This is a genomic window from Corynebacterium jeikeium, from assembly GCA_003955985.1.
GTDB classification, from domain to species: domain Bacteria; phylum Actinomycetota; class Actinomycetes; order Mycobacteriales; family Mycobacteriaceae; genus Corynebacterium; species Corynebacterium jeikeium_D.
In genome coordinates, this window is the sequence record CP033784.1 from 1,459,226 (window position 1) to 1,483,518 (window position 24,293).

Below are 24,293 nucleotides of genomic sequence, written 5' to 3' on the forward strand. Positions count from 1 at the left end.
TATGCGGGAGCTACTTAACCACTTCCGCCATCGCGCGGCCTGCCTGGCGGCCACTGAAAATACAGCCGCCCAGGAATGTACCTTCCAGCGCGTTGTTGCCGTGGACGCCGCCGCCACCGAAGCCAGAGGCCTCGCCTGCGGCGTAGAGCCCCTCGAAGGGAGTTCCGTCCGGGTGCAAGCACTGGCCGTCGAGGGTGGTCTCGATGCCTCCGAGCGTCTTGCGGGTCAGCATGCGCAGACGAATAGCAATCAGTGGGCCGTTCTTCGGATCCAAAATCGGTGATGGCGGCACGGAGCGGATGATCTTGTCCCCGAGGAAGTTCCGGGCCACGTTGACGTAATTGACCTGGTAGTCCTTGGAGAAGGGATTACCGGTCTGCATGTCGCGCTGACGAATCTGTTCCTCGAGCTTCTCCAGGTCAATCTTCGGCGCTGCGGCTCCGGACTCTCCGCCCGAGCTCGCCTCCACAATCTCGTTCATCCCCTCGACCAGCTTTGGCAGATCGTCGGCAACCACCCAGTCTTCGCCGTTGTCCATGAACGCCTGAATAGGTGCGGCGACACCAGAGGTCACCTTGCCAATCAGCTTCTTGATCTCCTTGTCGGTCAGATCCGGATTCTGTTCTGAGCCAGAGAAAATAAACTCCTTGGCCACGATGTTCTTATTCAGCACAAACCAGGAGTACGAGTGTCCGGTGGCCAGAATGTGCTTCATCGTGCCGACAGTATCCGCGCCCGGAATATATGGCGCTGGCAGGCGATTTCCTTCTGCGTCAAACCACATGGCCGACGGCCCCGGGATGATACGGATACCGTGATTCGGCCACACGGGATTCCAGTTCTTCATGCCCTCGGTGTAATGCCACATGCGGTCACGGTTGACGAGGTTTGCGCCGGCCTGCTCTGCAATCTCGATACCACGGCCGTCAACATGCTCTGGCACACCGCAGACCATGTCCTTCGGCATCTCGCCCAGGCGCTCGGTCGGCCAGCACTTACGCACGGCTTCCAGGTTGCCGCCAACACCGCCCGTCGCAATGCACACGGCCGACCCGAGGATCTCAAAGTCCTCCCCTGTTTCCTCACGTGACGACGCCACTCCTCGCTCTAAAGATTCACAGGGAACCAGAATCTTGCCACGCACGCCGACGGCGCGGCCATCTTCGACAATCACCTCGTCAACGCGGTGGCGATGGCAGTATTCCACCAGCCCCTTCTTCGCAGCTTCAGCGACCGGCTCTGCGAATACGCGGACGATTTCGGGGCCTGTGCCCCAGGTGAGGTGGAATCGGGGTACCGAGTTACCGTGACCGTCGGCACGCCCTTCACCGCGCTCAGCCCACCCGACGACAGGCAGGAACTTCACGCCGAGATTGCGGAGGTAGTCACGCTTCTCCCCTGCCGCGAAGTTCAGATAGGCCTTGGCCCACTTGCGTCCCCAGTTGTCTTCCTCGCGGTCGAACTGCGCGGAGTTGAACCAGTCAGCTTCAGCGAGCTCGCGGTTGTCCTTGACTCCCAGGCGGCGCTGCTCTGGCGAGTCGACGAGAAAGATTCCTCCCAGCGACCAGAAAGCCTGTCCGCCGAGGTTGTTGGCATTCTCCTGGTCGACAAGGATGACCTTCTTGCCGGCCTGCGTGGCCTCATACGTCGCGACCAATCCGGCAAGTCCGGCGCCGACGACAACAATGTCTGCAGTACGTGTGGTGCTCTGTGCGTTCATAGTTTCGTTTTTAGACCCTAAACATCGCCTTTGAGGTGGTTTTGCCTAAAAACGTGATTTATTTTTACAGGCTTTATTTATCTGGCGAATTTCCAACGCGCCCGGAGCTGCCCACTGCTAGTGAGGCCTGCGTGGCGCATGCACGAGCTCGACCTGCACGAGCGTGACTTTCTCTGCGCGCACGAGCGCTTCAAACAGCGACAGATAGTAATTCCACATCCTCCGGAACACTCTGTCGTAGCCGATACCAGCGGCTTCGCGCGCATGCGCCGCAAAGAAATCTCGCTGGAGCTGCAAGGTCGTCGCGAAGTGCGCCGGAATGTACTCTTCCGCCGCGATGCGCAGGCAGGTTTCCCGGTCCACCATCTTGCGCAGCTCTTCCATGGTGAAAAGCTGCAGCTGCGGCCACACATAAGCGCGTACGAGGTCCAAGCTGCGCTCGGCGAGCGCATCGAATTTGTCCGTCGCTACCACCATTTGGACGACGATGGTGCCGCGGTCGACAAGCAGACGCTCGGCGCTCTTCAGCCAGCGCAGCGCACCTGCACGACCGAAGGTCTCCAGACGCCCGACGTTGATAACCGCCTCGAAGTCGGACTCGAATTCGCGTGGCGACGGAATGTTGCGATCCATCTGGATCACATCGACCGCGCCGCGCAATCCGGCTTTTTCCACCCGTTCCAGCACCGTTTCGGTGTGGTCATCAGAGACGGTAATAACCTCCGCGCCCGCTCCTCTTTCTGCAGCCCGAAGGGAAATTTCTCCGCCTGCCGACGGCCATTCGGCGACACGGTCTCCGGCCCGGACTCGAGCAAGATCGAGGATGTGCTCAATATTGCGCACCTGGGCATGCAGAAAATCGGCACGCGCGACGGATTTCGGGGCATCGACATAAGTCACGTCAACTGACCAGTGCGAGGGAACCCCACCCTTGCCAGCACCACGGGCATAGTTTTGAATCTGTTCCCGCGACGAGGTTCGCACTCCGGAGGCGAACAGGCCGGAACCGCCCATCAGCAATTCGCCGGAATAGAGCTCGAGCAATGAGGTCGGCAACTCTCCCGCCATATCTGGCCCATCGAGACGCGGACGTGAACGCGCGACTTTCATCAGACCACGTGCCAGCGGCCCCAACGAAGCAATATCAAGCTCGGCGCTGAGCAGTCGGCTGAGAAGCTCTGGCAAATCATCACTGGACCATTCGCCCGCGAGATAGGCCTCCCCCAATCCGAGCCATTCTGAATCAGCTAGTCGAGAATAGAAAACAGGATCAATGACGCTGAAAACGACTGGACGAAACGATTCAGAACTAGTGGGAGATTCACTGCCGCCGCTAGAGCTGGCACCACCGACTCCGTCGATAGCCAAATCGGCGTCACCCGTCGACCGAGTAATGAAAGACTCCCCGACAAACTCACCGGATTCAACCAGTTCAATGCCGTTATCCTGGCAGAGTCGCTCAAAAGAGCGTTCCATCATTTCGGCACGTTTCGCTAGAAAACGCCCCTCTGGAATACGCGCAACCCGAGGCCATCGCTCTGCGTCAATTGCCTGCCGGCTTGCCGAATTCACCCTGCCCGAACCTCCTAACAATCGCGCCGCATAAAGGTACGAATAACGAACTGAGTTTGCTCTCGCAGCCTACCGCGCAGGGACCCAGAATAGGCGGTGGCGCACCGAGAGGATTACTATTGTGGCTTGCCGGCTAAAAGCCGAATCTAAAACTTCGAGAACTTTCAAGTCTGTGAGGAGAAAATACATGACCGAGACTCCGTACCGCCCGCACTCCGGACGCCCGCACGTGGTCGTCATCGGTTCGGGTTTCGGTGGCTTGTTCGCGGCGAAGAAGTTGCAGGGCGCCGAGGTCGACGTCACTCTCATCGACCGCACTAACCACCACCTGTTCCAGCCACTGCTCTACCAGGTAGCAACGGGCATCCTGTCCTCGGGCGAAATCGCTCCGTCCACTCGTACGATCTTCGACGGTGTTCAGAACGTTCGTGTTGTCAAGGGCGATGTCACCGACATCGACGTCGAAAAGCAGGTTGTGACTTCGGAACTGGGTCACCAGACTTCCAAGTGGGAATACGATCACCTCCTGGTTGCCGCTGGCGCTGGCCAGTCCTACTTCGGCAATGATCACTTTGCCGAGTTTGCTCCGGGCATGAAGAACATCGACGACGCACTCGAAATCCGTGCCCGCATCATCGGCGCGTTTGAGCGCGCCGAGCTGACCAACGATCCGGCTGAGCGCGAGCGCCTGCTGACCTTCGTTGTTGTCGGCGCTGGTCCGACTGGTGTTGAGCTTGCTGGCCAGCTGGCCGAGCTGGCTAACCGCACCCTCGCATCGTCCTACCGCAGCTACAACCCGCACGCTGCACGCGTCGTCCTGCTCGACGGCGCACCACAGGTTCTGCCGCCGTTTGGCAAGCGTCTGGGCCGCAAGGCTCAGAAGTCCCTGGAGAAGATGGGCGTCATCGTCAAGCTGGGCGCGATGGTGACTGACGTCAATGAAGAGGGAGTCACCTACAAGAACATGAAGGATGGAACCGAGGAGTTCATCCCGTCGTTCTGCAAGATTTGGTCCGCCGGCGTGTCCGCTTCCCCGCTGGGCAAGATGATTGCCGAGCAGACTGGCGCCGAGACCGACCGCGCTGGCCGTGTCGTTGTCAACGAGGACATGACAGCTGGTGGCTACAAGAACGTCTACGTCGTGGGCGACATGTCCAACCGCGAGAACCTGCCGGGTGTTGCTCAGGTTGCTATTCAGGGTGGCGAGTACGTCGCCGCCAACATTGCAGCTGAGGCCGACGGCCGCGATGTCGCAGAGCGTCAGCCGTTCGAGTACTTCGATAAGGGCTCCATGGCAACCGTCTCCCGCTTCTCCGCAGTGGTGAAGATGGGCAAGGTTGAGGTTACCGGCTTCATCGGCTGGATTCTGTGGCTGGCCGTCCACCTGATGTTCCTGGTGGGCTTCCGCAACCGCCTCGTCTCCTGCGTCAGCTGGGGCCTGAACGTCCTGGATCGCAACCGTTGGCAGATGGTTTCCACCCGCCAGCAGATGTACGCACGCAACGCCATCGACCGCCTGGCCGAGTTCAACAAGGACAAGGCTGAGCAGGATCTGCCGCTGGAGGTTCGCGACACTCGCCGCGAGCACCGCGCAAAAAGGAACAAGTAGTTAACTTGCAGGTGGCCAGATTAGAAAACAGCTAATCACGACAAGCCACCTGCGAGCTTCCTACCAGGCCCGTTACCACCTATAACGATTTGCTACAGCGGCTTGTCGAGTACCGCAATTCGTAGGTTGGTGCGGGCCAACAGTTTTTCATCTGCCTTGCGGGTGTGCTCAATGCGCCACAGTTGCATGGTGCGCCCCAGGTACTCTGGCTCCGCCGTGGTAACGATTACCTCGCCAGCCCGGGCGGAGCGGTAGAAATCGGTGTTATTGTTCACACCGACGACCGGCTTCTTCGCACCGCAGGCAACGAAACCAGCAATAGAGCCAGCAGTCTCACCTAGCGAGCAATAAACACCGCCATTGGCTAGGCCCCACGGTTGCAGGTGGTCGGGCCCGACCTCGAGCTCCATCTGAATTCGCTCCGGCCCGACATGGACAAACTTCGTGCCCAGCAAGGTATCTAGACCGCCGATTCCGTTATCGCCCAAGGTGCTGTTAAAAACAGCCAGCTCCTCATCGCTCAGCGCTTCCTGGCTAGCCTTCGTCGCCAGTGTCATATAATCGCGCAGCGCCTTCCTCTTCGCCTGCTCGGCGACGGAAGCTGCAGAGTTAGAGTCCTGTGAACTGCCATTATTCGCAATAGTCTCGTCAGTCATGCCAAACATTGTGCCAGCGCACGCCATCACTCGTGGCAGTTTCAACGTTAAAAGCAGTAACAATTTCTGAGTCCCAGATACAACGAACCCCGGCCAGGCTTTAAGATGGTGGGCATGACCGATAACAATGAACTCGCACAAATTGGTGTCGTCGGGCTCGCCGTCATGGGCTCGAATATCGCACGCAACTTCGCCCACAAGGGACACACCGTTGCCGTGTACAACCGCAGTCCGGAGAAAACTCGCACCCTCATCGCTGAACACGGTGATGAAGGCTCATTCATCCCGTCCGAGACCATTGAAGAGTTCGTCGCTTCGCTGGAGCGCCCGCGTCGCGCTCTGATCATGGTTCAGGCAGGTGCCGCTACTGATGCGGTCATCGATCAGCTTGCCGACGTGATGGAGCCCGGCGACATCATCATTGATGGCGGTAACTCTCTTTACACGGACACCATCCGTCGCGAGAAGGCTATTCGCGCCCGTGGCCTGCACTACGTTGGCACTGGTATTTCCGGTGGTGAAGAAGGTGCTCTGACTGGCCCATCCATTATGCCGGGTGGAACGAAGGAGTCCTACGAGTCCCTCGGCCCGCTGCTGGAGTCCATCTCCGCTCACGTTGATGGCGTTCCGTGCTGTACTCACATTTCTTCCGATGGCGCTGGCCACTTTGTAAAGATGGTCCACAACGGCATCGAGTATGCGGATATGCAGGTCATTGGCGAGGCCTACCACCTGCTGCGTGAGGCCGCTGGCCTCACCCCTGCCGAGATTGCAGATATCTTCCGCGAGTGGAATAAGGGCGACCTGGACTCCTACCTGGTCGAGATTACCGCTGAGGTTCTCTCTCAGGCCGATGAGAAGACAGGCAAGCCGCTGGTGGATGTCATCGTTGATGCTGCTGGCCAGAAGGGCACCGGCCGTTGGACGGTCAAGGCCGCTTTGGACTTGGGCATTCCAGTAACTGGTATTGGCGAGGCCGTGTTCGCTCGCGCCCTGTCGTCTTCCCTTGCTCAGCGTGAGGCTGCCCGCAACCTGCCGTCGGGAAGCCTGGCTAAGGCACCGGAAGATCGCGATGCTTTTGTGGAGCGCGTCCGTAAGGCGCTCTACGCTTCCAAGATCGTTGCCTACTCGCAGGGCTTCGATGAGATTAACGCTGGTGCCAAGGAGTACGGCTGGGAGATTGACCGCGGTGCGCTGGCGACCATCTGGCGTGGTGGCTGCATCATCCGCGCACAGTTCCTGAACCGCATCAAGGAAGCGTACGACCGCAATCCGGAGCTGCCGGCGCTGGTACTCGACGAGTACTTCCGTGACCAGGTCACCGAGTGCCTCGACGCGTGGCGCGACGTTGTCGTCACTGCAGCACAGATGGGTATCCCGGCTCCGGTGTTCTCCTCTTCGCTGGCTTACTACGACGGCCTGCGTGCGGAGCGTCTGCCGGCAGCACTGGTTCAGGGGCAGCGTGACTACTTCGGTGCGCACACTTACCAGCGTGTTGACCGCGAGGGTGCTTTCCACACCCTCTGGTCTGGCGACCGCTCCGAGGTTGAAGCGTAGTCTTGAAGTCTGTCGCTTCACGCTCTTGAAGTTAAAAGGGGTCTGAGATGCCATTTCCCAAGAAGGCAAAGCCTGATTTTGTGCCACGAGTTCTTTCCATCGCCGGCACAGACCCAACAGGTGGCGCTGGGCTCCATGCCGATTTAAAATCAATCGCCGCCGCCGGTGGTTATGGCATGGGCGTGGTCACCGCTTTGGTATCTCAGAACACCGTGGGCGTTCGTGCCGTCCACACCCCACCTGTTGGCTTCCTCGTCGAGCAGCTGGCTGCTGTAACTGAGGATGTCACCATCGACGCGGTGAAGATTGGCATGTTGGGTTCACGCGAACTCACGCAGGCCGTCACCAACTGGGTTCGGGAGACCAAGCCAGCCGTGGTTGTTCTCGATCCGGTTATGGTCGCCACCTCTGGCGACCGTCTGCTTGACGAAGATGCCATGGACGCAATGCGCGACTTGGTCGCGGAAGCCACCGTCATCACGCCGAATGTTCCCGAACTGGCATTGCTTGCCGACGCCCCGGAGGCCAGCGACTTCACTGAGCTGATTGAACAGGCACTGGAGTTCGCGAGCAAAAACGATGTCATCGTGATTGCAAAGACTGGTCACTTAAGTGATGAGGAAGCCGGCAATGCCGTGGCCTTCCCCGATGGCCAGGTTTTCTTCAGCTCTTCTCCCCGCATTCACACTGAGAACACCCATGGCACGGGTTGTTCGCTGTCCGCTGCTCTAGCCACACGGATTGGTGGGGGCTCAGCGATCAACGACGCCCTGCGCTGGACTACGCGCTGGCTCAGCGAGTCCATTCGTTTCGCGGATAACCTCAACGTCGGCCAGGGGCACGGCCCCATTGACCACGGCCACAGGGCTCGTCGCCTGGAAAAGGTCGCGCTTCGCCGAATGCAACCAGTGCATCTGAACTCCAGTTTTTACCCGGAGGCCGTCGAAGGCACTGATACTGAGCAGCCGCCGAAGGAGCTGGAATCTTTCTTCGGCCACTCACTCCAGATTGCTCCGGCTGGTCCTTTTACTTCCCAGCTGTGGCGGGACATCGAGGACATCGTTGCCGAGATTGGCGGAATGTTCAGCGTCCCCACGATGCTCCGCGGCGACCTTTCCTCGGACGAAACCAACTTCTTCGTAGCGCAAGAGGCCTGGTACTTGCACCAAGTTTTCCCAGTCCTGTCGCATCTGGCAACCAAAGCACCCTGCCCGAAGGAACAGGTTCTGTGGTCGTCACTCGCACAGGAAGCCCTGGTGCGTGCGTTGGAATTGAGCAATAACGGGCTGGAAGAGACTTCTTCGGCGCTCGAGGACATCGAGCCGACAACCATCACACAGCTTTTGCTGGACGTGCATTCTTCCTGTAGCGCTTTCAACCCATATCGGGTCGCCGTAACCAGTATCGTCGCCGAAATGTGGATTGCAACCGAGCTGACTCTGCAAGGAAAATCGCTGGTTGATGAGGATTCCGCGATCGCGAACTGGGTGGAGGTGTATTCCGACCCCGAGTATGTTGACAGTGTTCAGCAGGCTCTCGAGGTCCTTGAAGAGAATATGTCTACGGCCAGCGATGCGGAGCTCAAATCTATCCGCAACATCTTCCGTCGAGCCGCCATTCTCGAGCGCGAGGCCTATGCGCAACCGGGTCGCGGTTGGTAAATGTCATGGGACGGTAGTTTTCCAGTTCACCGGACGTGCCTATTGCATGGCTGTCCGGGGATAGCGGTATTCTAACAAGCATGCCCCCTCCTGCTGAGTCCAGTGATTTCAGACAGTTGGGCACGCCGGAAGCGATTGTGAGTATTCTGCGTGCCCAGCACATAACTTCGCCTACTGCCGTGCAGGTGGCGACTTTGCCAGATGCTTTCGCTGGCAAGGACGTTCTTGCGCAGGCCCCTACAGGCTCGGGCAAAACGCTCGCATTCGGCATTCCGCTGGTCGCGTTACTCAATAACGCCTCTCCAGCGCTTCCCGGTTACCCGCGCGCGCTAATTATTTCGCCAACGCGCGAACTCGCAGATCAGATTGCTGATGTCCTGGCTGACATCGGTGCCGCTGCAGGTCTGCGTGTCTTGAGCTTGGTCGGCGGTGATTCCGTGGCCAAGCAGCAGACTCTGCTCGCGGCACCAGTCGATATCGCTGTGGTCACACCGGGTCGCGCACACGATTTGCGCCGCCGCGGTCTACTCAGCCTTGAGCACGTCCTCGCTGTCGTCGTCGACGAAGCGGACATGCTCGCTGACATGGGCTTTCTGCCCGATGTTCTGGGCCTGGTCCGTGCGTGCCCGAAGTCGGCACAGCGCATGGTCTTTTCCGCCACGATTAACGACGACGCCGCGGGGCTTATTCGCGATCGTCGCGCAAGTAGCACTGAAGTTGCGAAGCACAAGGTCACTGCCTCCCGGTTGACCATGCGCAATATGCGGCATCTGTTACTTCGGGTGGAGGACAACAACGAAGCCGACGAAGTGGTCGCCTGGATTGCCTCCCGCAAGGATCAGTGCGTCATCTTCGCCAACTCTAAGGCGCGTGTCGTGCAGCTGGCTAAGTTTCTACAGTTCTACGACATCAAGTTAGGTTTCCTCCACGGCGATCGTGGCCAGGCAACTCGTCGCGCGGTCCTCAAGGCCTTTGCCGAGGGTGAAATCAATGTCCTCGTCACCACGGATGTGGCCGCTCGTGGCATTGATATCGATGCTCTTGACTTGGTTGTGCACGCGGATCCGCCAAGGGATTCCGCGACGTATATTCACCGCTCGGGTCGGACGGCTCGTGCAGGTGCTTCCGGCACGGTAGCGATGATTGTGCGTGACCGCCAGGTTGATCAGGCCCGCGAGCTGCTGGCAGGGGCCGGCGTTGAAGCTGAAGAGCTGCGCGCCGCTCCGGGACTGCCGCGATTTGTCAAGGAACTGGGCGCACGGCGTCCGCGCCGGGCTCGTCAAGATCAGAGCCAATCGGCAGGCGGTGCTGGTGGTGCCGGTTACCGCGGGCGCGGCGGTCCGTCGGCAAGCGGAAAGAATCGTGCTGGCGGTCGCGTACACCGCCCCAAGCGAGGGAAAAAGAAGAAGAGATAATCAGTGGATATTGTTCTCAATATTGTCGCGGTTGTCGGCTTTATCGCGCTAACCGCTGGCACCGGCCTCTTTGTGGCGTTTGAATTCGCGCTGACGGGACTGGAGCGATCTACGATTGACGCCGACCGCGCCCGTTCAGCGGATGCACCTGCTGAGGCCGTTCACAAGGCGCATAATCGACTGTCCTTCCATCTTTCCGGTGCACAGCTGGGCATTACGTTGACCACGCTGGCAACTGGTTTCCTCGCGGAACCGGTGCTGGCACAGTACTTCACGCCGATGTTGCATTGGATGGGGCTCAGCGAGTCTGCAGCGGGACCGACCGCACTGATTCTTGCCCTCATCGTGGCCACGATGTTGTCGATGGTCTATGGCGAGTTGGTGCCAAAGAATGTCGCGATTACAGAGCCGCTGGCAGTAGCGCGAGTTACGGCTCGTCCGGTGATGGCGTTTAACTGGGTGTTCCACTGCTTCATCCATTCGCTGAATGCCACGGCGAACTGGCTGGTGCGCAAGCTCGGTATTGAACCGGCGGATGAGTTGGCTTCAGCGCGTTCCCCTCAGGAGCTGGAAGCACTGGTACGTAATTCTGCGGAGCAGGGTGCATTGGATGAGTCGAAGGCCGCTGTACTCGAGTCGTCGTTACGCTTTGGCGAAACGACGGCGGAGGACCTAATGACGCCGCGGTCGACGATTACCTCCCTCGATGTCGATGACACGGCGCTGGATCTGCTGGCTGTCGCTATCGAATCGGGGCATTCCCGCTTCCCCATTACTGACGGGGACCTCGATGCCACTGTCGGTGTTGTCCACGTCAAGGACGCATTTGCGGTGCCTGCGGCGAAGCGCTCAACCACCACCATGCGGGAGATTGCACGGCCTGTGCCGACGCTGCCGCAGTCGCTGGACGGCGATGCCGTACTGGAGGCCGTGCGTTCGGCCGGCTCGCAGATTGCGCTGGTCGCCGATGAGTACGGCGGCATCGCCGGCATTGTCACCATCGAGGATGTCGTCGAGGAAATTCTTGGCGAGGTCTGGGATGAGTACGACGACAAGGAGTCCGAGCAGGAAGTCAAACGCGCGATCGAAGGTTGGAACTGCTCTGGCCTTGTGCGTACCGACGAGCTGCCGACCAAGGTCGGATACTTCGCCCCAGAAGGTAGCTTCGAAACGCTCGGTGGCTTGATTATGTTTGCGCTCGGTCGCATCCCGGAGGTCGGTGACGTCGTCCTGCTGCCAGAGACCGAACGCGACTTCATGGACGAGTTCGAATCGGGTATCGCCGGACGCTGGTACGCCCGCATTCTGGCGATGGATGACCGCCGCGTGGACCGTGCCATTTTGATTCCTGTGACCAACGAGCGCGCTAAGGAGATGTTCAACCTATGAGTGACTGGTTTGGAATCCTCCTGACTTTCTTCTTGTTGTTGGTCAACGCGTTTTTCGTGGGCGCGGAGTTCTCACTTATTGCTGCGCGCCGTGACCGTTTGGAAGCGCTGCTGGCTCAGGGAAAGAAGCGCGCACGCACAGTTATCAATGCTTCTGAGCACCTGTCGATGATGCTCGCCGCCGCACAGCTGGGCATCACCATTGCCTCGCTACTGCTGGGTAAGGTCTCTGAACCGGCGCTGGCACATCTGCTGGAAGCTCCTTTCCACGCCATGGGTATTCCGGAGTCGCTGCTGCACCCGCTGAGCTTTGCCATCGCATTGATGCTGGTGTCAGTGCTGCACATCATGCTCGGTGAGATGGTGCCGAAGAATATCGCGCTGGCAGGACCGGAAACGATGGCCATGCTGCTTATTCCTGTTCACATGGTCTTCTACCGCTTGACCAAGCCGCTGTTGCTGCTGTTTAACTGGATGGCTCGCCATACGCTTAAGCTGTTCGGCATTGAGCAGCGCGATGAGCTCGACACCACTGTCGATTCCACTGAGTTGGCATCGATGATTGCGGAGTCTCGTCAAGAGGGGCTCCTTGACAGCGAGGAGCACGTCCGCCTTCGTCGCACACTGGCTTCGGCCACGCGCACCATTGAGGAGGTACTGATTCCGCACGAGCAAATTCGGCGCCTCCCCACCGCACCGACTGTGGGCGACCTAGAGACGGCGGTCACCGAAACTGGATTCTCCCGGTTCCCCGTCGCTGCAGCCAACAATGAACCCAACGAGTACCGCGGCTATGTTCACGTGAAAGATGTCCTCGACCGCGTCATGGATCCTGCCTCCGGCCCAGAGACAGCCATCCCCGATGACGAGATTCGCCCGATGATTGAGATTCCGATCGATGCCACGCTGGATGAGGGATTGCGCATCATGCGCCGCTACAGCGCCCACATGGCAGTGGCTGTACGCGCTCGCATGCCAAAGCCGCACCTGCGCGCAAACGCCCCGGCAAGCATCGCTCCGAAGACTGGTGCTTTCTCCGGCGCGGAGCAGATCGGCATCGTGGCTCTGGAGGACCTCATCGAGGAGCAGGTCGGTGTCGTGCGCGACTGGACCCACGAGGTCTCCCCGCGTCGCAGCGGTGCGCCAAAGCAGCACTCGACCGTGAACCAGCCCCGGACCCGACCGGGCAGCACGCAGGGGCGCCAGCCGTGACGCCTACGCCCGATTCGTCTTTCGATTGGCGTGAAGCCAAAGCAAGGCATATCGCCCGCGTCGATGTCCTGACCCGCGACCGCCTGTCCCGTCGCAGTCGCGGCCAGCGCCACCCGGTCTGGGACTTCATCTTCGAGTACTACCCCGTTAAACCCGGCCAACTCCGCCGCTGGTCACCGGGCATCGGCGTAGATCTTCCCGGTGCGACGGCCAAAGACATCAGTCACCTGAAGTTCTTTACCCTCGACACGGACGACACTACCGATAGCCCTGCCCGCAAGGAGCCCACCGATACCGCCTCTGGGACGGCGCGCATGGATGTTTCGGCGTACGTCGATAAGCGAGGTACGACGGTGGCGTACATCGGCAATCTGTTGCGTTCGACGCGCGCGAATCCGGCGCACTTTGACTGCTTTGGCCTGCATGAATGGGCGATGGTGTATCGCCAGCCCGAGCATCGTCACCCGGAGCCCCTGCGGCTGGGTCAGGCAGGCACGGACGAGGTCGTCGAGGCCCACACGGTTCGATGTACGCACTTCGACGCCTTCCGTTTCTTCACGCCCGACGCCGTGCCGCTCAACGAGTTTGCCCCGACGCGCGAGACACAGCCGCACTGTGAGCAGATGGGGTGTCTGCACGCCAACATGGACTTGTATAAATGGGCGACCAAGCTCGGCGAGGCGGTCCCCGGCGACCTGTGGCTGGATACTTTCGAGCTCGCGTGCAGTGCCCGTGAGTTGGATATGCGCGCCGCTCCCTACGATCTGCGGGATTGGGGTTTTGCGCCCATTCGCATCGAAACGCCCGAAGGCAAGGCCGAGTACGTCCGCCGCCAGCGTGAGCTCAGCGCGCGTGCCGATGTTCTGCGCGGCCGTCTTCTCGAAGTGGTAGATGTCGCCTTGTCCACGCAGTAAAGTTGGCAGGAGTTACGTGCGCGTTTGTGCTTTACGACGAGGTCTGCTGCGAGTCGACAGTGCCGAGCACACTCAGCATAGAAAGGGCTAGAACGACATGGGACGACACGCCTCGGGAGAGAACAACTATCGAGTGGCTAAGGGGCCTTTTATTGCCGTCTTGGTGGTAATTGTTCTGGTGGCTGCGGTTTTTGCCTGGGTTAATCTGCGCAAGAGCAACGATTCGTCGATTGATGCTGACCGTGCACGGTGTACGAAGGGTGACCTGACGCTGGTGGTGACCGCTGATCCTGCTGCGGTGGGCTCGGCACAGAAGCTTGTGCAGGACTATGGCGAGTCGAATCCCGTGGTGAGGGACTTCTGTGTGCGGCCACAGATTACGGTGGCGGGCTCGCAGGAGGTTGTGAACGCCCTGACTGAGGCTGGCGGTGCTGAAGCTGGTGAGGGAGCTCCGGAGGACCCCGCTGCGGATGAAGCTGGTACCGGAATTATGACTCCGGGCGTCTGGATTCCCGCCGATATCTCTTTCGTGGACCAGGCGAAGAACTCGGACAAGGTCAAGGTCAACAACCCCAAGACGTGGTTGCCGCCGATTGCCAGCGGCGTGGCCTTCACAACCAATCGTGCTGACCAGCTGAACAACGCCACTTGGGAAGAGCTTGCGGGATTGCGCGTGGCCGCCCCCGGTGGCTCCGATGCGGCACTGTCTGCGGTGATCAGTGCTCGACTTGGCGGTGGCCCGGATGTCGCTCGCGAACGCGCGGGCTTGGGTGAGGTCTACACCTCCAATACTCTGCTGACCATGCTCAGCCAGAACGTCGCTGATTTCGACGGCGTGGCCGCGACCCAGCCCATGCTGCAGATGGCCGGCGAGGGGCTGAAGCTGGTCTCCCCTGCGGATGCACCCCAGTTGCACGCGCCAGTTGTCACCTTTGGCTCCGGCGGCAAGATTGACGAGAACACGGCTCGCGCGGCCGAGGACTTCCGGAACTTCGCAGCAGATCATGGCGCCGACGGCGAAGCTGCTGAGAGCACTTTCAGCCCTGAAGTAGCGGAGAACTTTGGAGTGCTCTCGCAGATTCAGACGGATTCTTTTGCGCTGCCGCCAGCACTGGAGCAGCCGGACGCGCAACAGCCCGCAACTGCGGTGGGTTCGGCGCTCCTGCTCGCTGACACCTCCGAGGGCGTCGATGTTGGGGCGCTGTCTGCGGCACTTTCCGGCGCTATCGATGCGGCACCTGGTGGCCGCTACGGCCTGTGGACATTCGCACCTGAGGTGAACCGTCTCGCGGAACTTCCCGCGCCCGATGACGAGGCCAACAACGGCGCGAACGCCGTAAAGGGGTCGCTGGCCGAACTTCCGGCTGGTGGTGAGGCACAGTTCTGGCCAGCGCTTATCGATGCCTACCAGGCCGCCCGCGACACCTACTCCCCTGACAAGCCGAACCGTCTCGTCGTGCTCACCTCTGGTCGCGATGCCTCGGGCGCCGATGCCGCCGAGTCTGTCGAGAGGATCAAGGAACTCATTAGCCCGGACCGCCCGGTAACGATTGAGGTCATCGTGCTTCCCGACGGGGACAGCTCCAGCCCCGAGCTGCAGGAAGTGGCAAATATGACTACTGGCTCTCTGCGCATTGCGGCCGACTACGGCGCTGGCCTGGCCTCTCAGCTGGCTGCGGCTATCGGTACGGAGTAAGTAGCAAAAAACCGCCTCCATCTGGTCCAACCTCGGGAGAGGAAAAACGGAACCAGTTGTGGAAGGCGGTTTTTGTTTAGCTTGTTTCGGCTATTTGAGCGGAGGCCATAACAGCGACGCCGCTATTCAGCCATACAATTGCCTGTTAGGAGATGCGACGGCGACGACGCTCAGCCAGCTCATCGATGCCAGTACCTGGGTTCTCCTGAGTACCGTCGATACGCTCGGACGGGAAGGAGGCGATGGTGCCAGTCAGTTCCTTCATAATGCCCGGGACAGCAATGCCGAACACTCCCTGGCCACCGTTGAGCAGGTCGATGACCTCTTCATTGGAGCGGCACTGGTAGACGGTGCGACCGTCGGAAACCAGCGTGATGGTAGCCAGGTCATCGACGCCGAGGTCACGCAGGCGATCGACAGCCAGACGGATGTTCTGCAGGGAAATACCGGTGTCCAGCAGACCGCGGACAATCTTCAAAACGAGGATGTCACGGAAGGAGTACAGACGCTGGGTACCTGACCCCTTGGCGGTACGAATAGAAGGCTCCACCAGCTTGGTGCGTGCCCAGTAGTCCAGCTGGCGGTAAGAAATGCCCGCTACCTGACATGCGATAGGAACGCGGTAGCCAACCTGCTCGTCCGGTCCCATGTCGAACAGGGATTCCTGGACCGCGCGCGGCTCTTGCGAGTCCGACGCACGGAGCTCATTGTCGCCAAAGAGCGAACCGCTGTTGTCGTCGACCATATAAATTCTCCCGAGGTAGTTTCACTGCCGTTATTTATCTTTCGCCAAGGCTAATCGGCTGTCAATACATCACAGCACGACACGCCGAATCTCTAAACCTAAAGTTAAGGTTTAGAGTTTGGAGCCGCAGTTTCCCCAGCTCAAGCACAACCCTGGAGCAAAACCACAGGACGGGATGAAACTATAACTTCCGAAAAGTTACCCCTTTTATGGGGTCATTCAGCGACACGCCGGAGGAAATAAGCGTCACAACTACCCCAAAAGTAGCCAGTTATTCACTCCAGTCACACGTTTAACGGTCGCCATCGGAAGCTGAATCGGCGCCACCGTCGGCTTCACCATCAGACTTCTTGTCCTCCGCATCACCATGCGGCTCGGCGAAGTAGTCAGCATCAATACTGTCGAGAAATTCAGCAAACTCCGACACCGATGCCTCGACAGAGTCGGTCTCCGTATCGTCGGTAAGCGAACCGCCATTGGTAGCGACAAGACGCGCCGACACCGACGTGGCGTCGAGCACATCGCGCGCAACATACAGCGGGACCTCAAGCTCGCTGGCGATAAGGATTAGGTCGGAGGGGCGCATATCAATCTCTGCGCCACCTTCGAGCACCAGGCTGGCGATGAAAACGCCCTCATGCACGCCCGTAATCTGGCCACGTAGGGCGCTCTGCCCCACCATGTCCAGCGTGTCGACAAAGACGTCATGCATGCCCGGGCGACGCTGCGTAGCGCCGGTCTCGCGGGCGGAGTACTCCGTCGCCGTCGCCAAATCAATCCAAATCGGGATAATCCGGTTAGTCTCTTCGGCATGCAGGAGCAGTACCGGATCGTCCTCAGGAGGATGCGCCATCCAGTCTAGAAACTTGACTTCTACGAGTTTTTCGTCCATAACAGCGATAATTGTAGCGAGCCGCTATTCACGCGCGACTACTGACTACTTCCCCAGATCTTTGTTGACCTGGCGCTTGACCAACGTGCCGTGCAGCGTGACCATCAGCGCGGTCATCTCACGGCCCATTTCCACAGCCTTCTGCTTGCCACTAGCCGCACGCGACTTACTCAGCGGACTAGCTGCCAGCGACACCAAATCAGCCTCACGGGTCGCAGCGGTACGCACAGTTTTGAGGTGGCGGGCATCCAGGCCGAACTCAGCCAGCTTGACTGCCGTCTCAGTGATGAGCAGGTCATCGCCGTCGAACATGTTCAGCGTATCCGGAGTAATCAGGCCGACGCGGACCAGCTCAGTGATGAACTTCTCGCTAGCGCCGGTGCGCTCTGCCAGCTCCGCCTGCGTCAGCGAGACCACTGCAGCTTCGCGGAACTGATCCGCCGTCACCAGTGGAGTAACCGAAGCCAGACCGTCGCCGCCAGCGTTGCCCGCATCAATTTCGTCGAGCTGCTCTTTAATAACCTTCAGCGGCAAGTAGTTATCGCGCTGAACGGTCAGAATGTAGCGCAGACGGTCAATGTCCGCTTGGCTGTAGCGACGATAGCCCGAGGAACTACGCGACGGGCACAGCAGCCCTTCCGACTCGAGAAAACGAATTTTGGACAGCGTTACATCAGGGAACTCAACCTTGACTTCCTTCAGCACAGCACCGATGGTCTTCTTCTTGCCCACCGAGCGTGCTTGCTTCGCAGTGCTTTCCGACGAAGTCGGCTGCGAAACTGCTGATTTGCGTACTGCTGCCACTGGTCTTTTCCGAGCCTTTACAAAAATAAGGGGTTAATGCCGACAGGTGCCGACATTAACCGATGTCGAATTAGTTACCGATCAGGAAGACGAGGCGGAACTTACCGACCTGAACCTCGTCACCATTAGCCAGAACCGCGGAGTTCTTCGGCTCGCGGTTAACGTAGGTACCGTTCAGCGATCCCACGTCGACGACCTCGTAGGAGTCACCGTTCTTGCGGAACTCTGCGTGACGACGGGAAACAGTCACATCATCGAGGAAGATGTCGCTGTCCGGGTGACGACCAGCGGTGGTGACTGCCTGATCGAGCAGGAAACGCGAACCCGCATTTGGCCCCCGCTTGACAACCAAGAGTGCCGAGCCCGCCGGAAGTCCTTCAACACCGGAGACCGTGGAGTCCGTGTTAGAGCCGGACTCCATTTCCTTCAGCAAATCTGCACGGAAGACCGAGGTGGTCTCGACCGATGCCTCTGGCTGGCCGCTATTGCTAGTCATATCTTTCCCTCCGGGATAACCTTGGGCGATTTACTCGTTACTTTTTAGATAATAGCGCCCCAACCGCTTTCATGTTGTTATCTAATCCCAACCATGTTGTGACGCAGCTCACCGACAGGGTATGTACAACATGATTGATATGCGTAAATACCGACATCTGAGAGCTTTCTCTGTGGGTGTACCTAGGCCGGTCACCTGAGAAATATTTTCAAATTGTTACCAAACTTGTGGTTACGGCTTACCTAAACATCGCGGCAATCGAGCCGACGACCGAGCCACCACCATTGCTCAATGGGTTGTCGTTGACCATGTAAGTCCACGTCGAGCTCGGGCGAGCAAGACCCGTGTCCTCCAGATGTGCGCCTTCGCCGTCGATTTCGACCTCCTGGAAGGTCTGCACCGACTCGGTAACGGCATTGTTCACCAGGTTCTTAAAGGCGCCGATGGCGGCGCGGTGGAACTCATCAATGGGGCTTTCCTTAGCCAGCGCGCGCAGGTGAATCGACTCCCGCAGGTCATCCAGATCCGCCAGGTGGTCTGACCATCCGCGATCCAGGTGGCTCAGCATGATTTCCCGGGCAGCATCCTCGGCGACATCGCGCCCGACTACGGATTCGACTTCCTTGGCCCGCGCCGATGCCAACTTGGACAGTTCTTCCCAGGCTGCATTAGTAGTCAGCAGTTTCTCCCGGCGCTCATCCAGAATCTCGCGCTGGTCACCGATGAGCTTGTTGTACTTCCACGTCGTCGCATGAATCGACAGCATGGTCGCCTCTGTCACTCGCTGTGCGCGGTCGATGAACTGGTATGCCCTCTTATCCCGGACACGGCCATCATCCTCGGGCAGCACGCTCAGCGTCTCGCCAGCAGCGCCCTCGGAAATCACCGGATCATCCAGGGAGACAAAGAACACCGACGAGCCCGGATCGCCTTGGCGCCCGGCGCGGCCACGCAGCTGATTGTCCAGTCGGTCAGTGCGGTGCTTGCCCAGGCCAATAACGCATAGTCCACCGCGTTCGACCACCGCATCTCGGTTGGATTCATCTGCCCCACCGAGGCGGATGTCGGTTCCTCGTCCGGCCATCTGGGTGGACACCGTCACGCGGCCAATATCGCCAGCATTGGCGATGACCTGGGCCTCCAGCTCGTCATTTTTCGCGTTCAGCACCGAGGATTCGATGCCGCGCAGGACCAGCGCATCGGCTAGTCGTTCCGATTCCGCCACGTCACGGGTGCCTACGAGTATTGGTCGACCAGTGCCGTTGAGTTCCACGACCTCGTCGACAAGCGCGGCGAACGCGTCGTCGGTGGTGGCGTAGATGCGGTCGGGCTCGTCGTCACGAATGCATGGGACGTTGGGTTCGATGACGGAGACGTGAAGTCCGTAGAACTCGCGGAACTGGTCTCCTGCGGAGGTGGCGGTGCCGGTCATGCCGCAGGTGATGTCATAGCGGCCGACGAGTTGCTGGATGGTCATGGAGTCGAGGATGCGACCGCCCTCCGAGACCTGCAGCCCCTCCTTGGCCTCTACCGCTGCTTGCAGACCGTCCGGCCAGCGCTGCAGTTCCGCCACGCGTCCCTTCGAGGCGTCGATGAGCTGTACCTTGCCGTCGCGCACGATGTAGTCGACATCGCGCTGCAGCAACTCGTGGGCGTGCAGTGCAACGTTGACCTGAACCAGGGTGGTGCCGACATGTTCGGCGTCGTACAGTGAGCCGATGCCAAGCAGCCGTTCGACGCGTGCGGCGCCGGTATCGGTGAGGAAGACGTTGCGACGACCTTCGTCGACGGTGTAGTCGTCGCCGAGCTGCAGGCGGCGCACCACGTCGGTGATCTGTCCGGTCGGTGCTGTGCCCGGCTCATTGCCGGCAAGCACGAGCGGGACCAGCGCTTCATCGACCAACACGGAGTCGGCCTCGTCGATGATCGCGACATCAGCGGGCGACTGCACGCGGTCTTCGATGGTCGGCGCGCAGCGGTCGCGCAGAACGTCGAAGCCGAGTTCGTTGACGGCGGCGTAGACGATGTCTGCCGCATATGCTTTACGACGCTCCCCCGGTCCCTCCTGCGGCGAAATAGCCGACACCGAGAGGCCTAGGAACCCGAACAGAGGTTGCATCCACTGCGCGTCGCGGCCTGCGAGGTAGTCGTTGACGGTCACCGAATGCACGCGGTGGCCACGCAGCGCGAACCCTGCTGCAGCCAGGGCGCCGGAGAGGGTCTTGCCCTCACCAGTGGCCATCTGGACGACGTCTCCCTCCATGAGCGCCAGTGCGCCTTGCAGCTGCACATCGAAGGGGCGCATGGACAGGGTGCGCTGGGAGACTTCGCGGAGCGCGGCTAAAAGCTCCGGTGCGTCGGTGGCGTGTTGGCGGGTGAAGTCGGCGAGGTCGACGTCGGAAAGCGCCTGTACCTGCGACTCGAGCTCAGCGGCGCGTGCCACCAGCCCTACGCTGCGTTTTTGGTTGCGCCCCTGCTTGCCGCTAAGAGCCTTCCAAAACCAATTAAACCCAGCCATCTTCTACCCTTCCTGCGCGCGTGTGGTTGTCGGCGCGTTCTGACTCACCAGAGTAATCAATCTGGGCCGGCCTTCGGAGTGTCAATCGCCGCCAGCGAATTTGCACCATATGTCTTTAGTCACATCTTGAGTTTGAAACAATGGGTTTAACACTTGATGCGAGCAATTTTCGGAAGGACTTGAATCCCCTATGGCAATCGAATTCATCCCCACCGCTGACCTGGTTGACGAGATCGGCCCGGACGTGCGTTCCTGCGATACCCAGATGCGTAACCTCGGCGGTCGCCTGGAGTTCTGCGGCAAGATCTCCACGGTCAAGTGCTTCCAGGACAACGCGCTGCTGAAGAAGGTTCTCTCCGAGCCGTCTGAAGGCGGTGTCCTCGTCATCGACGGTGACGCTTCTGTGCACACGGCTCTGGTCGGTGACGTTATTGCGGGGCTCGGCAAGGACAATGGCTGGGCTGGCGTGGTCGTCAACGGCGCGATTCGCGACTCCAAGCTGATTGGCGAGATGGACTTCGGCTGCAAGGCGCTTGGCACCAACCCGCGCAAGTCCACCAAGACCGGCGAGGGCGAGCGCGACGTCGTTGTCTCCTTCGGCGGCATTGACTTCGTTCCGGGCGAGACGCTCTACGCTGACTCCGACGGTATTGTCGTGCGCTAGTGCGCTTGTGCGCTAGACGGCAGACAAAACCGCAAGCAATAGCCGTAAACAAAGGGTTAAGTGACAAAAAGTGTGTCTGATTTTCAGCCTATTTGCTGGTCAGGCCGCATAAAACGGGCTTATATAAGGTTCCAGACCTTATTCAGGCCCGTTTCTTGCTCAATCCACCGGAATGGCTCCTGCATGTGGTAACAGGGGCCTGGTTGTCTTTCTGGGTGACTCCAAACAGACCCCGATGCCCTATATGCGCTGGGCAAATGAAGAAAAACGGCACCACAACCAAAGGGACAACCAGGTGGCGATGCAAAAACCCTGACTGCGGATGCTCAACAACACGACACCGCCCCGATCAGACCCACACCCGGGATTTCAAAGCGTTTCACACCTACGTCACCGGCACTGCTTCTTTAACCAAGGTGGCCGACACCTTGAATGTCTCCCGGCGCACACTCGACCGCCGGTTCACCTCATTGTGGCTTATCGATGTCCCTAACACCCCCGATCCCAACCGGGTCTACGACCAAATCTTCATCGACGGCACCTACACCGACGCTGGCTGCTTACTTGTGGCAGCCAGCCACGACCACGTCATCGCATGGCACTGGACACAACGCGAAACCGCCCACGCCTACACCCAACTACTCAAAAACATCGCCCCACCACTATGCGTTGTCCTCGACGGTGGCCAAGGCGCCTACTCAGCAATCAAAACCTGCTGGCCAACCACCCGCATCCAACGCTGCCTTGTCCATGCCCAACGCGTGGTCCGTCGCTACACCACCAGCCGTCCACGCACCGACGCAGGCAAAGCTATCTACGCCCTGGCGTTGAAACTGACCCGTATCACCACACTCGACCAGGCACGGGAGTGGACGCTGCGCCTGCATGACTTCGGACAGGTATTCAAAGCATTCCTCAACGAAAAAACACCCCTCCCCAAAGAACGCCGCACCCTCAACAACCAGTGGGAATGGACCCACCTGCGAGTTCGCAAGGCATACAACTCACTGCTGCACCTATCGCGCAATAACTGGCTGTTTACCTACCTGCAGCCACCACCAGAAGCACTCGAACCACAGCGCTGGGCATCAACAACCAACAGTCTGGAAGGCGGCGTCAACGCCCAGCTCAAACGCATCGCCGACGCGCATCGCGGCAGGTCCGGGGAGCGCCAACGCAAAATGCTCGAGTGGTACCTGCACTCGAAAACGCAGCTGCCTGACGACCCGCTAAAGATCGCCAGGCAGTGCAATTACGGACAAGATCAACTCGCCAAAGTCAACGATCTTGTCCCAGAAGACCACAACAAAGCCGACCACGAAACAGGACGACCAGCCTTCTACGACAACGCTATCCCAACCGAATACCAACACAACATAGGAATCCGGAAAGGGCCCATGAGATAAAAAGGGCCCACCCGGCGACACACCGAGCGGACACACTTTTTGTCACTTAACCCTAAACAAAAGCCGCCGCCTCCCGGAATCTTCCAGAAGACGGCGGCTATTTTTGTCGGGCTGACCGGATTTGAACCGACGACCCCCTCACCCCCAGTGAGGTGCGCTACCAAACTGCGCTACAGCCCGCGTGCACGAAAGTGCAACGAGCTATAGGTTACATCATTGGAGTTTGAAGGCGAAAATCGCCCCAGACCCCTGCCCTGCCTACCGCATTACTGCAGGTAGATGGTCACAGGCGTGGATGTCTCCGCCATCTGTCCCTCCGGCGGATCAATCGAGGCAACCTTACCCATAATCGCGGCCACAGAGTTGGTCGGATTGCCCTCGGCGTCGACGACAGTCACATTCTGGTAGCCGTTGGTACGCAATTCCACCTCAACCGATGCCGGGCTCTTGCCCACCACGCCCTGCGGGATGGTGCCCCAACCGCTGCTGCGCTCACCGGGGCCAGGGATAGCTGGCGGCGACTCGCGAAGTTGGTCGAGCTCCTGCTCAAGGCGCTCACGGGTGTCGTTAATCGTGCCCGACGGGTCCAAACGATCGGTTGGGCTTGTCGTGGTTTCTTCCGGCGAGGTTGTCGTCGGCGTCGGGCTTGACGACGTCTCCTGCGTCGGCTCCGCAGTATTGTCGTTTTTGTCCTCGGTTCCGGAAGTAAAGGACAAGACCAGGGCTACCAGCGCGACTACGGCCACCATGGCGGCGATGGCCACAATGGCGACAGGCTTGCCCCAGCCCTTCTTAGAGTCATCATTGCCACTGTTGCCACGGTTATTACCGCGGTTGTTGCCGTTATTCATGTCGCCGTAACCGCCTGCGCCGCCTGCGGAGTACTGCTGGGTTGCACCTGCCTGCTGGCCCGCCTGACCATAGCCGCGTTCTTCTTCAGAAAGCGGGGCCCAGTACTGGCCGCTACCCTGTGCGCCACTGCCTTGTGCACCGGCGGCACCAGCACCTGCACCGGCTCCGGCACCTCGCGAGTTCTCAAAACGTGTTTCATCGCCACGCTGCAGGAATTGTGTCTCAGAGGAGTCGCCACCGAAGTATTCGGTCGGCTGCTCGCCCGCGAAGTCGGCATCTGGGTTGTATCCGCGGTATCCCTCGTCCCGCGGAATGTAGCGAGTCGCGGAGTCATCGCCGTATGCGCTTGAGGAATCGCGTCCGTAGCTGTTGTCTCGGCCATCGTGCTGAGAGCCGTCACGGTTGTTGCCGCGCCTGACCATTGTCAGTTCTCCTTATCGCTAATTTACTGAAACTCTAAAATGCCAACGAAAAGCCCAAAATGCAATCGCCTAAATCACATTTTGGGCTTTTCTC

19 protein-coding genes and 1 tRNA gene are annotated in these 24,293 nt (G+C 59.5%); 10 read left to right on the top strand and 10 right to left on the bottom strand.

Annotation, left to right across the window (positions count from 1 at the left end; translation table 11 throughout):
- Positions 1-10: 10 nt before the first annotated feature.
- Complete coding sequence (locus EGX79_06465) at positions 11-1,720, bottom strand: FAD-binding dehydrogenase (GenBank protein AYX81857.1); 1,710 nt, start codon at positions 1,718-1,720, stop codon at positions 11-13.
- A gap of 117 nt (positions 1,721-1,837) precedes the next feature.
- The gene (locus EGX79_06470; protein ID AYX81858.1) at positions 1,838-3,292 is read right to left on the bottom strand and encodes a cyclopropane-fatty-acyl-phospholipid synthase; all 1,455 of its coding nucleotides are present in this window, start codon (positions 3,290-3,292) and stop codon (positions 1,838-1,840) included.
- Between the two features lie 187 nt (positions 3,293-3,479).
- Between EGX79_06470 and EGX79_06475 the strand changes: the two genes are divergently transcribed.
- A complete protein-coding gene (locus EGX79_06475) occupies positions 3,480-4,901 on the top strand; it encodes an NAD(P)/FAD-dependent oxidoreductase (protein ID AYX81859.1) in 1,422 nt (473 codons plus the stop codon).
- A 92-nt stretch (positions 4,902-4,993) separates the two neighbouring features.
- Here the strand turns inward: EGX79_06475 and EGX79_06480 are convergent, their stop codons facing one another.
- A complete protein-coding gene (locus EGX79_06480) occupies positions 4,994-5,566 on the bottom strand; it encodes a PaaI family thioesterase (protein ID AYX82752.1) in 573 nt (190 codons plus the stop codon).
- Between the two features lie 96 nt (positions 5,567-5,662).
- Between EGX79_06480 and gndA the strand changes: the two genes are divergently transcribed.
- The 7 genes from gndA to EGX79_06515 all read left to right on the top strand — a co-directional run bounded on the left by gndA (position 5,663) and on the right by EGX79_06515 (position 15,400).
- Positions 5,663-7,114, top strand: a complete 1,452-nt coding sequence (gene gndA / locus EGX79_06485) for an NADP-dependent phosphogluconate dehydrogenase (GenBank protein ID AYX81860.1) — start codon at positions 5,663-5,665, stop codon at positions 7,112-7,114.
- Between the two features lie 47 nt (positions 7,115-7,161).
- On the top strand, positions 7,162-8,775 hold the full coding sequence (locus EGX79_06490) for a bifunctional hydroxymethylpyrimidine kinase/phosphomethylpyrimidine kinase (GenBank protein ID AYX81861.1): 1,614 nt from the start codon (positions 7,162-7,164) through the stop codon (positions 8,773-8,775).
- A 35-nt stretch (positions 8,776-8,810) separates the two neighbouring features.
- Entirely contained in the window at positions 8,811-10,190 is a 1,380-nt protein-coding gene (locus EGX79_06495) for a DEAD/DEAH box helicase (protein ID AYX81862.1), read from the top strand.
- A 3-nt stretch (positions 10,191-10,193) separates the two neighbouring features.
- Positions 10,194-11,579 (top strand): HlyC/CorC family transporter, encoded by a 1,386-nt coding sequence (locus EGX79_06500; GenBank protein ID AYX81863.1) that lies wholly within the window; start codon positions 10,194-10,196, stop codon positions 11,577-11,579.
- Complete coding sequence (locus tag EGX79_06505; protein AYX81864.1) at positions 11,576-12,790, top strand: HlyC/CorC family transporter; 1,215 nt, start codon at positions 11,576-11,578, stop codon at positions 12,788-12,790. Before EGX79_06500 ends, EGX79_06505 begins: the two co-directional genes overlap by 4 nt.
- Complete coding sequence (locus EGX79_06510) at positions 12,787-13,704, top strand: 3-methyladenine DNA glycosylase (GenBank protein ID AYX81865.1); 918 nt, start codon at positions 12,787-12,789, stop codon at positions 13,702-13,704. Before EGX79_06505 ends, EGX79_06510 begins: the two co-directional genes overlap by 4 nt.
- A 97-nt stretch (positions 13,705-13,801) precedes the next feature.
- Entirely contained in the window at positions 13,802-15,400 is a 1,599-nt protein-coding gene (locus EGX79_06515; GenBank protein AYX81866.1) for a hypothetical protein, read from the top strand.
- A gap of 145 nt (positions 15,401-15,545) precedes the next feature.
- Here the strand turns inward: EGX79_06515 and EGX79_06520 are convergent, their stop codons facing one another.
- The 5 genes from EGX79_06520 to secA2 all read right to left on the bottom strand — a co-directional run bounded on the left by EGX79_06520 (position 15,546) and on the right by secA2 (position 20,855).
- On the bottom strand, positions 15,546-16,145 hold the full coding sequence (locus EGX79_06520; GenBank protein AYX81867.1) for a MerR family transcriptional regulator: 600 nt from the start codon (positions 16,143-16,145) through the stop codon (positions 15,546-15,548).
- 292 nt (positions 16,146-16,437) lie between these two features.
- Positions 16,438-17,037, bottom strand: coding sequence for a bifunctional nuclease family protein (locus tag EGX79_06525; protein AYX81868.1), 600 nt, complete (start codon positions 17,035-17,037; stop codon positions 16,438-16,440).
- Positions 17,038-17,082: 45 nt separating this feature from the next.
- Entirely contained in the window at positions 17,083-17,841 is a 759-nt protein-coding gene (locus EGX79_06530; GenBank protein ID AYX81869.1) for a MerR family DNA-binding transcriptional regulator, read from the bottom strand.
- Positions 17,842-17,911: 70 nt separating this feature from the next.
- Complete coding sequence (locus EGX79_06535; GenBank protein AYX81870.1) at positions 17,912-18,337, bottom strand: FHA domain-containing protein; 426 nt, start codon at positions 18,335-18,337, stop codon at positions 17,912-17,914.
- A 238-nt stretch (positions 18,338-18,575) separates the two neighbouring features.
- Entirely contained in the window at positions 18,576-20,855 is a 2,280-nt protein-coding gene (gene secA2, locus EGX79_06540) for an accessory Sec system translocase SecA2 (protein AYX81871.1), read from the bottom strand.
- A gap of 190 nt (positions 20,856-21,045) precedes the next feature.
- Here secA2 and EGX79_06545 point away from each other — a divergent pair, with 190 nt between their 5' ends.
- Entirely contained in the window at positions 21,046-21,519 is a 474-nt protein-coding gene (locus EGX79_06545; protein AYX81872.1) for an RraA family protein, read from the top strand.
- Between the two features lie 155 nt (positions 21,520-21,674).
- Positions 21,675-22,925, top strand: coding sequence for an IS1249 family transposase (locus tag EGX79_06550; GenBank protein ID AYX82753.1), 1,251 nt, complete (start codon positions 21,675-21,677; stop codon positions 22,923-22,925).
- Between the two features lie 103 nt (positions 22,926-23,028).
- On the opposite strand, the gene EGX79_06555 is transcribed toward EGX79_06550, so the two are convergent.
- Both EGX79_06555 and EGX79_06560 read right to left on the bottom strand, forming a co-directional pair.
- Positions 23,029-23,105, bottom strand: a tRNA-Pro gene (locus tag EGX79_06555).
- 86 nt (positions 23,106-23,191) lie between these two features.
- Entirely contained in the window at positions 23,192-24,199 is a 1,008-nt protein-coding gene (locus EGX79_06560) for a hypothetical protein (GenBank protein ID AYX81873.1), read from the bottom strand.
- Positions 24,200-24,293 lie beyond the last annotated feature (94 nt).

What these genes read in the sequence shown, in the direction of transcription:
- EGX79_06505 (AYX81864.1), top strand. Translation starts at nt 11,576, where the DNA reads ATGAGTGACTGGTTTGGAATCCTCCTGACTTTCTTCTTGTTGTTGGTC.
- EGX79_06545 (AYX81872.1), top strand. Translation starts at nt 21,046, where the DNA reads ATGGCAATCGAATTCATCCCCACCGCTGACCTGGTTGACGAGATCGGC.
- secA2 (AYX81871.1), bottom strand. Translation starts at nt 20,855, where the DNA reads ATGGCTGGGTTTAATTGGTTTTGGAAGGCTCTTAGCGGCAAGCAGGGG.
- EGX79_06480 (AYX82752.1), bottom strand. Translation starts at nt 5,566, where the DNA reads ATGTTTGGCATGACTGACGAGACTATTGCGAATAATGGCAGTTCACAG.
- EGX79_06560 (AYX81873.1), bottom strand. Translation starts at nt 24,199, where the DNA reads ATGGTCAGGCGCGGCAACAACCGTGACGGCTCTCAGCACGATGGCCGA.
- gndA (AYX81860.1), top strand. Translation starts at nt 5,663, where the DNA reads ATGGTGGGCATGACCGATAACAATGAACTCGCACAAATTGGTGTCGTC.
- EGX79_06525 (AYX81868.1), bottom strand. Translation starts at nt 17,037, where the DNA reads ATGGACGAAAAACTCGTAGAAGTCAAGTTTCTAGACTGGATGGCGCAT.
- EGX79_06515 (AYX81866.1), top strand. Translation starts at nt 13,802, where the DNA reads ATGGGACGACACGCCTCGGGAGAGAACAACTATCGAGTGGCTAAGGGG.
- EGX79_06490 (AYX81861.1), top strand. Translation starts at nt 7,162, where the DNA reads ATGCCATTTCCCAAGAAGGCAAAGCCTGATTTTGTGCCACGAGTTCTT.
- EGX79_06520 (AYX81867.1), bottom strand. Translation starts at nt 16,145, where the DNA reads ATGGTCGACGACAACAGCGGTTCGCTCTTTGGCGACAATGAGCTCCGT.
- EGX79_06465 (AYX81857.1), bottom strand. Translation starts at nt 1,720, where the DNA reads ATGAACGCACAGAGCACCACACGTACTGCAGACATTGTTGTCGTCGGC.
- EGX79_06475 (AYX81859.1), top strand. Translation starts at nt 3,480, where the DNA reads ATGACCGAGACTCCGTACCGCCCGCACTCCGGACGCCCGCACGTGGTC.
- EGX79_06535 (AYX81870.1), bottom strand. Translation starts at nt 18,337, where the DNA reads ATGACTAGCAATAGCGGCCAGCCAGAGGCATCGGTCGAGACCACCTCG.